3 protein-coding genes are annotated in these 14,879 nt (G+C 33.5%); all 3 read left to right on the top strand.

All coding sequences use genetic code 11. The annotated features are described in order from the left end of the window. Nucleotides 1-7: 7 nt before the first annotated feature. A complete protein-coding gene (locus C0T34_RS16100) occupies nt 8-1,174 on the top strand; it encodes a hypothetical protein (protein WP_109850461.1) in 1,167 nt (388 codons plus the stop codon). Between the two features lie 436 nt (nt 1,175-1,610). Then, entirely contained in the window at nt 1,611-3,323 is a 1,713-nt protein-coding gene (locus C0T34_RS16095) for a ShlB/FhaC/HecB family hemolysin secretion/activation protein (protein ID WP_098943417.1), read from the top strand. Nucleotides 3,324-3,402: 79 nt separating this feature from the next. Beyond that, nucleotides 3,403-14,879, top strand: an 11,477-nt coding sequence (locus C0T34_RS16090) for a hemagglutinin repeat-containing protein (protein ID WP_109850460.1), incomplete at its 3' end; no start/stop codon positions are given.

Below are 14,879 nucleotides of genomic sequence, written 5' to 3'. Positions count from 1 at the left end.
CATAACAATGAAAATGCGTAATTTAATGATGGCATCACTAACTTCAGTATTAATGACTTCGTCATTTAATGTTTTAGCTGGAACAGATAGGGGTGCTATGACATTAAACTTAACTGGGGTAATTGATATGAATATTAGCCCCACTCAAGTTCAATATATAAATGGTACATTGACTGGGACTAGTAGTTTTCCTGGGAGTCCTGTTTATGATACTAGCAGTAACTCTTCTTGGGATACTAAGTATGCGATTATTTCTTTAAGTCAGTCAAAAACGAGATGTGATGCTACATTTGTCTCTAAAATTCCAGGGCAAACTAATAAATACGGTCTAAAATTAACGCATGCCAATAATACAAATACGGCAGTTTATGTAACACCACAATTTAACTTCAATGTCAGTTTATCTAATTTTAGTTCTAATTATCAAAGTGCTTATTCTGGACAATTTTTTCAGGTGAACACTAATCTTGTTGATGAAGAATCATCTAGCATTAATGTATGTTTTGTGCCACATAATTATGCAACGACAGCAGTTCCTGGTGGTGGCTCAAAAGTTGTTAGTGTCACAACACCAAGTTCATTTCCTGTTTATATTGATGCTAATTTAACGCCAGGTAAGTTAACGTATAAAGGCACTCCTTTTTATGTAGGTAGTTTTGGTCGGAGTGCTAATGGTGACTTTTTTGCACAAGTTAACGTAATTGCAGATGTAACAGTAAAACGTTCTTGTGCTGTTACTGGGGTATCTAATCAACAAATTAATGAAAATATGACATTTACAAATGAAGTCATTAAAGACTCTGTATTTACATTATCCTGTGGTGGTACAGGTAACCCTGTAAATATGTCAGCGGTGATTAAAGAGGGAAGTTTAGATCCAAGTAATGTAAATAAATTAGTCTTAGCTCCTATTAATGGTACTGTATCTAACAAAAAGCCTTGGGTTATAGGATTACCTTATAAGCAAACTTCAACACCGAACTTAAAATGTGCTGATGAAAATAATAACAACTTATTAAAGTTCAATAATACTGATATTGAGCTAAGTGGAACCAATATGGGGAATAATCAACCTGATATATTTGGTATCAAATGGGCTCTTTGCAAACCAGATGGGACAAAAGCAGGTGAATACCGCGGAAAAGTAGATGTGAATATTTTTGTCCGTGGATAAAAATCACAAAGTTAGAAAAGAAAAATAAAAGTGGACCTTAAGGTCCACTTTTTTATGGAAGATGTTTTTATTTCTATTGATTTAAGCTAAGAGTTTATTTTAACTCGAATAGACATTTCAATAATAAATAAATTATTTCAATTCAAGTTATTTAAACTAAATAAAAGGCTATGATTTAATTTAAAGTGCAATTTATTTTAATTTTTATAATTAATTAAGATTAATATTAATTAATTTATTAAGTGATTTCTTTGATTATATAAGGCTAATTTTTTAACATAAGTTGATTTTTTTAATCTTTATATTGTCAAAGTTGCGGTATTTTATTTGTTATTCGTTTTTTGATATTTACTTTATATATTTTAATATTAATAATGCTAAAGATTAGATGTATCTTAAATACAATTAAAATCACACACTCTATTTATTGCGCAATATGAAAAAAATTATACTCTTTTTAAATTTATGGGTGTTTTTTACGCTATTTAATATTCCCATATCTTCAGCAGATGCTTCTGAAAAAGCGACTGAAATCTTTAATCAGCAACAACAGCATAATCAAAGCCAACAAGAAGCGCTTTACCAACAATTAACACCTGAAATACCTAATATATATTTTGATATTGGCAAATATGAAGAAACAGAGAATAAGACAGAAGAAAAGCTTTGTTTCCAAATAGAGCACATTGAAATAACAAATGCCGAAGTTATTCCCCATTGGGTTAATTTATCCCTTTTAAAAACTGAATTTATAGGACAATGTTTGGGGGTAAAAGGAATAAACGCTTTAGTGACTCGTATGCAAAATCGGCTATTAATGCATGGGTGGATCACCACGCGTATTGTTGTACCTGAACAAGATATTAGTCGCGGAACTTTATATCTAACAATAGTTCCCGGCATTATTCGCAATGTTAAGTTTACAGATGACTCTGATAAATACGCCTTGCTGTATACCAGTATGCCTGCACATAAAAAACAACTACTTGATTTACGAGATATTGAACAAGGGTTAGAAAATCTGCAACGATTACCGGTTGTTAGTGCAGAAATGGAAATTAAGCCAGGTGAAAATGCAGGCGAAAGCGACATTGTGATAAAACGAAAACAATCTCGTTTCTGGCATACTTCATTGTGGATAAATGATGCCGGATCACCTGCAACAGGGCGTTATCAAGGTGGTTTAATGTTCGCACTAGATAATCCTTTAGCGCTGAGTGATTTGTTCTATTTATCAACAGAACGTGATTTAGACTTTGTTGGTAGTAAGAATAATCAAAATATTATGGCGCATTATTCAGTGCCTTTGGGCTATTGGTTATTCGATATTAACGTCTCTAAATATGATTACTCTCAGACAGTAGCTGGTCACATTAAAGATATTCTCTATTCAGGAGAAAGTGATAGCGTTAATGCAGGTGTGTCATACATTCTCTTTCGTAATCAAAATAGTAAAACAACATTACGTTATGGTGTTCAAGCCAAAGTATTACGAAATTATATTGATAATACCGAAATTGAAATACAACGCCGACGAGTGAGCCATTGGCTAGTGAATCTCTCTCATCGTCAATATTTTAGCTTTGGGACTTTGGACGGTAGTATAAATTACCAAAAAGGAACTCGCTGGTTTGGTTCAATGGCGGCTTACGAAGAAAAGTATCTTGATAATTACTATGCAACAGATAAAGCGAATATTTTAACGTGGCGAGCTGAATTAGATATTCCAATATCTATTGCCCAACAGCAATTTAAATACCAAGCAAGCTATCGCAAACAAATGACTCACGATGCATTAACCCCCATTGATCAATTTGCAATTGGTAATCGTTGGTCTATTCGTGGATTTGATGGTGAAAGAACGCTAAGTGCAAATGAAGGTTGGTTTTTACAAAATACATTGAGTTGGCGATATCCTGCAACAGAACAGTTTATTTACCTTGGTGCGGACTATGGTGAGTTAAAAACAAATACGGATAATCCTCGATTATTAGGTAAACATCTTGCTGGTGGTGTTGTGGGTATAAAAGGTTCGTTATTTTCATCCACAATAAAATATGATTCATTTATTGGCACGCCATTATCTAAACCTGATGGCTTTAAAACGGATCATGTTAATTTGGGATTTAGTATTAATTTTAATTATTAAATACAGAATTAACTCAAATATTAAATAAAAAATAATAATCAAATAAAATTTTGTTGTCTTGATGGCAAGGATCTAACACATGAATAAATTATGTTATCGCGTTATTTATAATCGTACACGACAGTTAATGGTTGTCGTTTCTGAATTAACTAAATCAAGTGGTGAAAATAATAAACGAAATAATATTATTTCATCGCCTATTCGTACATCACTTAATAGTGTGGCCTTTATTTTACTGTTAATGCAGGGATTAGTGAGTTTTTCAGCACAAGCAAGTCAAATTATTGCTGATCAACATGCGCCCCAAAATCAACAAGCAACGGTATTACAAACAAGTAATGGGCTTGCTCAAGTTAACATTCAGCAACCGAATCAACATGGTGTTTCTCGTAACCAATTTACACAATTTGATGTCGATAATAAGGGCGCAATTTTAAATAACAGTTTGCAAGATACGCAAACTCAGTTAGCAGGAATGATAACAGGCAATCCTTGGCTCGTTAATGGTGAAGCTAAAGTTATTTTAAATGAAATTAATAGCCAAAATCCGAGCCAATTAAATGGTTTTATTGAGGTTGCAGGCCAACGTGCTGAAATTATTATTGCAAACCCAGCAGGGATCAGTTGCCAAGGTTGTGGCTTTATTAATGCAGTAAATACCACATTAGTTGCAGGTAATGCACTAACGCAAGATGGTGCAATCACTGGATATGAAATTAACAATGGTAAAATTGTTATTTCAGGAAATGGATTAAATGATACAGCGAGTGATTACACGCGTATTTTAGCGCGAGCAGTAGAAGTAAACTCACGTCTTCAAGCTAATAAATTAGAAATTACGACAGGGAAAAATATATTAGATAACGAAGGTAATATTGTAAATCAAGATGATAAAGCTGAAAAACAAACTGACTATGCAATCGATGTTGCACTGGTTGGGGGTATGTATGCCAATAAAATAAAGCTTGTTGGTACTGAGCATGGTGTAGGTGTACATAATGCTGGAGAAATTGGTGCTGATATTGGTGGTTTAACTCTTAATGAAAATGGGCAGTTAGTTAATAGTGGTAAAATCCAATCTTATTCAGAATTAGATATAAAAACAACGAGCCTTAACAATCAGGGATCTATCGTTGGTAAGCAAAACCTAAATGTTACTGTTGAAAACCATTTAGCAAATAGTGGTACGTTACAAGCTAAAAATAATATTCAAGTTGATGCAAAAGGAACTGTTTCTCAAGCGGAAGCAGGTAAATTTCTTGCACAAGAAAATATTCAGATTGATGCTAAAAATTATTTAGCAGAGAAAAAAAGCCAGTTAGGTGCTGGCGTTGATAATAAAAGTAATATCTCAAAACCTGCAACGTTGACATTAAATATAAAGGACGAATTAAATTCTGCGGGCCAACATTTAAGTAGTAGTAATATTGCTTTTAATGCTAAGAGTATTGATCTTTCAAATAGTCATACTCAGGGTAAATCACTGCAAGTAAAAGCGGCAGAAGGCCACGTAACTTCTGACTCAGCTCAGGTTAATGCTGAAAATATAGTGCTTGATGCGGGTACTTATATCTCAAATCGCCACGGTGAAATTAAAGGTGAGACGGTTTCACTTACAGCACCTCAATTGATTGATAATACCAAGGGGAAAATTACACAAACAGGCTCTCGTGAATTATCTTTCAATGCAAATGAGTTAAATAATCAACAAGGTGAAATTAACGCACGAGGTGTGCTGACTTTTAACAACCAAATATTAAAAAACCAAAAAGGAAATATTCAAAGTTTAGGTAATCAATTAATAGTAAAAACAACCGAACTGAATAACCAGCAAGGTATTATTTCTTTACCCAAACAAGGGTTATTAGCTATAGAAACCCAGCATCTTTCTGGAAGAGAGGGAACATTATTATCAGCAGGAGACTTATCTTTACAAGGTCAACTGCTTGATTTAGAAAAAGCAACAACGCAGGCTGATAATATAACTATTACTGCAACTAATCTGAATCATGATAATGCGACCTTAAAGCAAACAGGAGATAAGACAACATTTATTACAGTTAAACAAACACTCAGTAATCAACAAGGTAAAATCCAGACTCAAGATCAGTTAACGCTTAAAGCAAGTATAATTAATAATAATCAAGGCGAAATCAGAACATTAAATAATGATCTTGCTATAACAACGCAACAAGACTTGATCAATACTGAAGGTAAATTAATTGCAACTGCTCAGAATAAAATCGATGCAGGTCAATTAGATAATTCAAAAGGTCTTGTACAGGCTGAAAAAAATATTTCACTTACCTTAATGAATGAGCTGAATAATCATTCAGGTAAGATTATTACGTCTGAAGATAGTCAAATCCAAGCAGGTCGATTGAACAATCAGCAAGGTGAAATTGGTGCGAATACATTAAATATAATGTTGAGTAACGAGGCGAATAATAAAAAAGGCATTATTCTTGCTCAAGATACGCTCCATTTTACAGCAAAAGGTATCGATAATAGTGAAGGTAGTATCCAATCTGAAAGTAACATGTGGATTGATACCAAAGGATATACATTAAATAATCAAAATACCCAGCATTCAGGCGGCATAATTAGCCGTATTGCATTAAATTTACTAACAGGAAATATTAATAATATTCAAGGCGTTATTAATGCCAGAAAAACAATTGACTTACAAGGAAAAACAGTCAATAACCTAAAAGGTCAAATAGCAACTAAGGCGAATTTTACTGCTGAGACTCAAGGCTGGAATAATACTTCAGGATTAATACACGCATTAAATATTACAATAAATACTAATAAACAAAAGCTTATTAATCGGGATACACAAGATAATCAAGGTATTCAGGCCAGTCAAAAACTAAAATTAAATACGGGTGTTTTAGATAACTATAAAGGTGATATTGGCGGAAAAACCGTATTGTTAACAACAGAAGGGCTAGATAACGGGCAAGGTATTATTGATGGACAAACGTTAGATCTGAACACAGGTAAATTTACCTTGATTAACCAATTAGGGAAAATAAGTTTAACTGAAGGTGCAGATTTAAAAACGGGTGAAATTAATAATCAACAAGGGTTAATTATTACAGGTAAAGATTTAACAATTAATAGCCATCAGCAAATAATCAATAATCGTGAGACAAAAAAGAGTGGTGGTATTGTTAGTCAAGGAAAATTAACACTAGAGAGTGGAGAGCTTGATAATCAACAAGGACAAATGCTTGCTAAGCAAGCTATAAATTTAACAACCCAAACTGTAAAAAACAATACAGGTAAAATTGTTAGTGAATTATCGAGTTTAACATTTAAAGGATTATCGTTAGATAACACTCAAGGCCATCTCTTTTCTTCTAAAAATTTGCTATTAACGTTAAGTGATAAATTGACCAATCACTTTACGAAAGAGAACGACCAAGGTATTGAAGCACAAGGGTTATTAACTATTACTAGTGGAAATATTGATAGCACCAAAGGGCGTATTGTTTCTGGTGAAAAATTAATATTAGAAAGTAATGATCTTATTAATAAACAAGGAATTTTAGGTAGTCTAAATAATAATTTATCTATTACTAGTAAAGCAATAAATAATGATGATGGCTCAATCAGTGCTTATGATATTACTATTAATACACAAGGTGAACATTTAAGTAATCAAAGCCAACAAAATAGTAGCCAAATTTTTAGTAAGCATAACCTTACGATTGAAAGCGGTGCAATAGATAATACTAAAGGTAAATTAGTTGGTAAAAATACAATTAATATTACGAGTGATGGAGATTTAAATAACCAACAAGGTCAAATATCCAGCACTCATTCTTTAGATATAACGACAAACAGCTTAAATAATGCTCGGGGGCAGATTTCCTCAAATAAAGCTATCACGGTAACCTCCGATAATAATATAGATAATACAGAAGGAAAAATAGAAGGACGTGATAGTGTTAGGATTGAAAATGATGGCCAATTTAATAATACATTAGGCGAAATTATTGGGAAAAATAGTGTCGGTATTTTATCTCAGGGTGATTTAATTAACTACAAAGGGCGTTTAGGGAGTGAAAAATCATCAGTAACACTAAATACCTATAAAATTGATAACCGTTATGGTGTTATATCAGCACAAAGTACTTTAGAATTAGATACCAATAAATATGGTATTAATAATACTGATACTAGCCAAAGTGGTGGTATTGTTAGTCAAAAAAATATCATTTTAAAAAGTGGTGAATTAAATAATGAAAAAGGTCATTTAATTGCTAAAACTGACCTGAATATTGATACTCATCAGCAAAAAATAATTAATAATAATGGAATTATATCTGCTGATAATGGCATGTTAACGGTAGACTCAACTGCTATAAATAATATATCTGGGTTGATTTATTCTCTTAATAATATGCTTATTAATACTCAAGATCATGATATTGATAACAGCGATACTAAGAATAATAAGGGGATCTTGACCAAAGGAAATTTATTATTAAATGCAGGTAATATTTTTAATGTGCAAGGTAACTTAAGTGCTGAAGGCTTAGCAAAGATAACTTTTAATATATTAAATAGTGAACAAGGAAAACTTGCTAGTTTACAAAATAATCTAACCTTAACAGGAAATCAGCTTAATAATAACAAAGGATTAGTTTACGCATCAGAAGAACTCAAAATAATACTAAAAGAGTCACTCAGTAATAATGAAACAGTTGATGAGCTAGGTATTATTAGCCATGGTAATATTGAAATTACAGCGAAAAATTTTGATAATCAACAGGGTCGTTTGATTGCCAAAAAAGATAATCAGCTATCTTTGAATGAAATTAATAATCAGCAAGGCACAATAGCAAGCCAAGCTGAAAAATTAATAGTAAACAGTCAATCATTATTTAATTCTTCAGGATTAATAAGTGCTTTTTCCTTATTGGATATTAATACCCACAAACAGAAAATAGATAATCAGCAGGGTGTAATAGTTAGCCAGTCTGACAATATCACTATCAATAGTGGTGAAATAATCAATAATTCAGGCTTAATCACGGGAATAAAAAATGTAGAAATTAACACCCATGATCAACATTTTGATAATAGTCACACAAAAGAGAATGGCGGTATTGTTAGCAAAGGAGAGTTAACGATCCATGTAGGTGATCTTATTAATGAAGATGGAAAAATAATATCGACAGCAAAGCAATCCCTTTTTACTCAAGATATTAATAATAAAAAAGGAAAAATAGGGAGCTTGCAAGAGAGTGTTTCTATTGAAAGTCTGGCTATTAATAATCAAAATGGATTAATTAGTGCTAATAATAATCTAACTATTACCACTCATGATAATGAATTTGATAATAGTAACTCTTTATCTAATGCAGGTGTGATTAGCCAAGGTACACTTAATTTATATACGGGAAAATTAAATAACCAGTCTGGATATCTATTTTCTGCAAAATCACTATTACTTAATAGTTTTGGATTAAATAATCAAAATGGCGAAATTGCCAGTCAATCTAATGGCCTTAAATTAGTAACACAAGCACTAAACAATCAAAAAGGGACACTTTATTCGGCAGGCTCTTTCTCGTTAGATACTCAAAGTAATCAATTAGATAATAGCCAAACCTTGACTAAAGGTATTATTAGTAAAGGTCCGTTGATACTAAAAACGGGTGATATAATTAATACTCAAGGACGATTAGTTTCGGACGATAACGTTAATATCACAAGTGGTAAATTGATTAATAACCAAGCACAGCTTGGTAGTCAATATGGTAAGTTAAATCTGACCACAGCAGAAATTGAAAACAAGAAAGGTGTAATTACTGCGAAAAATGACTTAATCATTAAAGCACAACAACAAAAAATTAATAACCAAAATGGAACAATAAGTACCTTAGCTAAACTGGTTATAAATAGTGGTGATTTGATTAATCACTTTGGAAAGATTGCATCTGATCAATATGCTGATATTACAGCAAAACAACTCGATAACACAAAAGGCACTATTGCAAGTAATAGTGATAAGCTGAAATTACAAACAAAAGATGTTAATAATAATCAAGGTCTGATTTATGCGGAAAAAGCATTAACAATTTATGCTGATGGCGAATTAAAGAATACTGATAATAAAGCAACTTCAGGTATTGTTGCTAAAGATGATCTTAACCTGAAAGTTAAACAACTTAATAATCAGGAAGGATTAATTTCAGTAGTCGGAAATTTAGATCTAACTAGCCTTGAAAAAATCAATAACCAACAGGGGGTAGTCACTGTTGGGGGAAAAACAGATTTAACAACTTCCCAACTAAATAATTTTCAAGGAAAAGTCTCATCTTTGGGTTTATTAAAAATAAATCATGGTGATTCTCTATTCAATAATCGTGAAGGTAATTTAGTTTCTTCTAATAATATTTGGCTAAAAAGCGGCATATTAGATAATCAATACGGTAGCATTACTGCAAATAATGCGGTAACGATTAATAGTGCTGATTTACAGAATAATCAAGGTACATTATATGCAAAATCGACTTTAAAAATTAGTGCTCAAAAATTAGATAATACAGAAGGATTATTACAGTCCGATAATCAGCTATCAGTAAATACAAATAAAAAAATACTAATTAATACTAAAGGTAACGTAATTAGTGGTACGGAAACACAATTAAATATTGGTAGCTTAAATAATCAAAAAGGCCATATTCAAGCAATTGAAAAGCTTAATATTCAATTAAATAAACAAGTATTAGATAATCAACAAGGAACGTTGTTATCTAAAAAAGATCTTTTTATTCAAGGAAATAGTGTAAATAATAAAGACGGAAGTATTGTTAGCGGAAATAATACCAATATTACGTTGGAGCAAGGTTTTAATAACCAATTAGGGCAAGTTCAATCTCAAGGTTTGTTAGTCCTCAATGCTCAGAAACTAGATAACCAACAAACTCAAAATGATGAATTAGGACTAAAGGCAAGTAATATTCATATTTCAACTAATGAACTTCTTAACCATCAAGGTGTTATTCAGGCGAGTGAATTATTAAAATTAATACCAGCAGAAAAACTAAATAATCAAAGTGGTTTGATTTCTGCAAATGAATTAACTATAGGTGGATCACCAAAAAATAACTTAGCCATTGATAATAAAAAAGGGCTGTTAGCTACAACGTCACTGCTTCGTTTATGGGCTGAAAATTTAACCGGCGATGGTGACGTTATCTCGGGAGGTAACAGTGAAATTCAGCTCAAGAATGCTTTTGTATTAGATGAAAATGCCACAATTAAAGCCCAAGATTCATTAATATTTTCTTCAGAACAACGAATTGATAATCGTGGATTTATTTATGCAGGTGAGCAACTTTCACTGAAAGCAACAAGCTTTACTAATTATGAACCTGTAAAAAATAATGAGCTCATTACAGCACGTATTGCAAGAAGTGTTGATGAGTATGAAAAACGTAATGGTGAAGTGAGTGCTAAAAATCTAGCGATTACAGTATCAGACAATCTGCACAATACAGGATTGATTGATGCCTTCGGGGGAAAACTTTCCTTAATTGCAACGACAATCTATAACCAAGTTGGTGGTCGTATATATGGCGATAATATTTATATAAAAAGTCAGCAATTTGATAATAGTGCGAAACTTGATGAGATTGCGCCAGTATTAGCATCTCGTGAAAATTTACAACTTTTCAGTAATACGATAAATAATCGTAATCATGCCCTGATTTATAGTGGCGATGATATGGCAATTGCTGGTTTTGATACCGAAAATCTGCCAGAAAGTATCGCTGCTGATGTCCTTAATAATGAAAGTGCATCAATTGAAGCAAATGGGAATTTGTTTGCCCATATTTCAGAAATTAATAATCGTGATCTCTATTTAAAAATAAGTGATCCTGAAAAAGTGTCTGAAATTCCAATGTATCAATTTGGTGTTGATTACAGTAGTGATAAATTTGACGCTGATGATGAAAAAATTTGGTACAACATCAATACGCGTGAACATTTATTACATGTTAATGGTAGACAATATAAAGATTTTTATGAATTTAAATATAATATCGTTACAGAAGAATCTAAATTATTACACCGTGATCCCGCATTAATATTAGCGGGCAAAGATATTATACTAAAAGGTGATAATTTAAATAATATAGATAGCCATATTATTGCTGGCGGAAAACTGATTATTGATGGAATGCATATTAATAATCAAGAAACTGCTGGGCAACATATTGAATACCATGAAGGTACAGCAATAAAGCATAAACGCCCAGGTAAGCGTAGAGGAGGTAAGAAAAAAAGTAGCTCTACTTCACATTCTCAATATGGGCCGTTTGAAGTGGTTACTGATTTGCCATTGGGCTTATTAGAATATAAAGAAAACAGTAATCAAACGTCAGATAAACGTCCAGAAGCAAGTAAAACTGATGAAGTTATTATATCAGCTAAGCCAAGGCTTGGTCTTCTAACTATTAAAGAAAAGAGTATTGATGTTCATACTGAAAATATTGCTTCTATTACCTTAGATAAAAGTACCGAGAAATTAGCTAATGAATTGTCGTTAACACAACATCAAGATAATTTATTGACTGAACAAAATGATTTTATCTTATCAGGGAAGATAGAGACAAAAAAACTTGATGGAACTATTGAGCAAAAAACAGCTGAAAATAAAGCTTTAAAAGTAGGTGATGAAGTCTCTATTACTGAAATTAAACAGACTGAAATTAATCAGCCAAATTTAATCCTACCTGAAATAAAACATGTAGATAAACAGCCTTTAGTGCAACAGCCTATCGGTAAAATTATTACAGTACCTCAATTAGATAAACCAACAGAAAATAAAACTATTGAGGTTAATATTCAAACAGTAGCACCAATATTGAAATTACCTGAGAATCGTTTATTTAACTTAAATAAAGGAACGGATAGTCAATATATTGTTGAAACAGACTCTCGTTTTACCAATAAAAGAGAGTGGTTAAGCTCAGATTATATGCAGAATGCATTATCTGTTGATCACAATAATACACATAAACGTATTGGTGATGGTTTCTATGAACAACGCATAGTACGCGATCAAATTATCCAATTAACGGGTAATCAATATTTAGATGGGCATAATGATAATGAGCAGCAATATCATGCATTGATGGATGCAGGTATTCGTTTTAGTGAAGAGTTTGGTATTAAACCGGGTGTAACACTAACACCAGAACAAATGGCAATGATCACGGCTGATATGGTGCTATTAACCAGCAGGGAAATCACTTTACCTAATGGTTCCGTTGAAAAAGTGTTGGTGCCACAAGTTTATGCCAGAGTATTACCTGGTGATTTGCAAAATAGTGGCGCATTGCTTTCAGGTAGTGAAGTTATTTTAAATAATATTCCAGAGCTGAAAAACCAAGGTACTATTTTAAGTAAAAATGGATTACAAGTATCAACAGATAATTTAATAAACCAAGGTCTTATAAAAGGAAAGACCGTTGATTTAACAGCGTTGCATGATATTAAAAATGAGGGTGGCCAAATTGCAGGGCAGAGTCGCGTTAATTTGCAAGCCGGTGATTCTCTTATTAGTACTGCAACAACAAAGGGTGATGAGACTAATCAATGGATAAATCGTGGTGCTGCCATTTATTTAACTGAGCCTGATGGCGAAATTGCATTAAAGGCAACACGTAACTTAGAACTGACGGCAACAGATATTTTAGCCGGTGGTAATAGTCGAGTTTTATTAAATGCAGGTGAAAATATTGAGTTAGGAACTATCAATACGGTTCGCCAAGAAAATATAGATTGGGATAGTAAAAACTATCTGCATAAAACGACGCAAGAAGAGATAGGCTCTCGCCTTTATGCGGGTGATATTACATTGCAATCGGGTAAGGATATTCATCTTACAGCAACAGATATTCAAGCCACAGGACTGTTAGGATTACATGCAGGTAATGATATTTCTCTAAATAGTGGTTACTCCTCAATTGATCAAATTGCCCATAGTGTCACAAAAGACAAATCGTTTGGTTCATCGGAAACACGCACGACACATGCTGAAATTCATAATAAACAAGCAACAGGCTCTCTATTAAAAGGGAATGAAATTTCGGTTTCTGCAGGCAATAATTTAACGGCACAAGGCAGTGAAATTATAGCAACACAAGATATTAATCTTGATGCAGGTAATCAATTATCACTAACAACGGCACAAGAATTAGAGTTCCAATCTTATGAAGAAAAGATCAAAAAATCAGGGATTGGTGGTACTGGCGGTATTGGTTTTACCGTCGGAAAATCAACTTTTGAACAACTGAATAACAGTGATGCGATTACTTATAAAGGCAGTGTAATCGGCAGTACCGAGGGCAATATTCGCATAAATTCGGGTGATAATCTCACTATAGATGGCAGCGAAATGATTGCCAAAAAGGAGATATCTCTTACTGGGGATTCTGTTGATATTTCTTCTTCTGAAAATAGCTATACCGAATTAAGTCGAACTAAAAGTAAACAAAGTGGTGTGACGGTTGCCCTAAGCGGTACGGCAGGAAGTGCTATCAATGGCGCTATTGCGGGATACAAAGCTGCCAAAGAAACTGACGATAGCCAAATTAGTACCTTACAAAGTATCAAAGCTGGGCTTTCGGGGGCTCAAGCAGTGGGGGCTGTGGCGTTAGATAATGCCCAATCAGGTACAGATAATGAAAGCACAACGTTAATTGGCGCTAATGTTTCTTATGGTAAAAGCTCGTCTGAATCAGAAACCATACACCAACGAAATATTGCTCAAGGCAGTAGTTTAAGTGCAGGTGAAAACCTCTCTATCACCGCAACAGGTAAAGAAACAGGCGATATCACTGTTACGGGCAGTGAACTGCAAGCTGGCAACGATCTCTCGTTGATAGCTACCCGCGATATCACTTTACAGTCAGCACAAAACCAAGAAACAACAGACAGCAAAAACGAAAGTAAAAGTGCGTCTGTTGGCGTTGGTGTAACGGTAGGCTCTGGCGGTGTTGGCGTTAACATTAATGCCAATGGTAGCCGAGGTAAGGGATTTGAAGAGGGCGATCACACCTATTATACCAATACGACGCTAAATGCAGGGCAAACTCTCACCTTACAAAGTGGTCAAGATACAACCCTAAAAGGTGCACAAGCTCAAGGTGATAAAGTTATTGCGAAAGTGGGTGGGGATTTACATCTTGAAAGCCAGCAATCCATTGATGACTACAAATCGAAGCAATCGAGCGAAAGTGTGGGTGGTAGTGTCAATGTGATGGGCACACCGGGAGGTTCAGCCAATATCTCGTTTAGTCGCGATAAAATGGACAGTAAATACCGTTCAGTGGAAGAACAAACCGGCTTATTTGCAGGCAATCAAGGATTTGATCTTACCGTGGGTAAACATACCCAACTTGATGGCGCGGTGATCAGCAGTAAAGCTGATGCAAAAAATAATCAGTTAGATACAGGTACATTAGGCTTTAGTGATATCCATAATTACGCAGAATATAAAGTTGAGCATCAATCTGGTGGTGTAAG

Origin of the sequence: Proteus sp. CA142267 (assembly GCF_003336825.1) — a bacterium.
GTDB lineage: Bacteria > Pseudomonadota > Gammaproteobacteria > Enterobacterales > Enterobacteriaceae > Proteus > Proteus terrae.
This window is presented reverse-complemented; position numbering and strand designations above follow the sequence as displayed.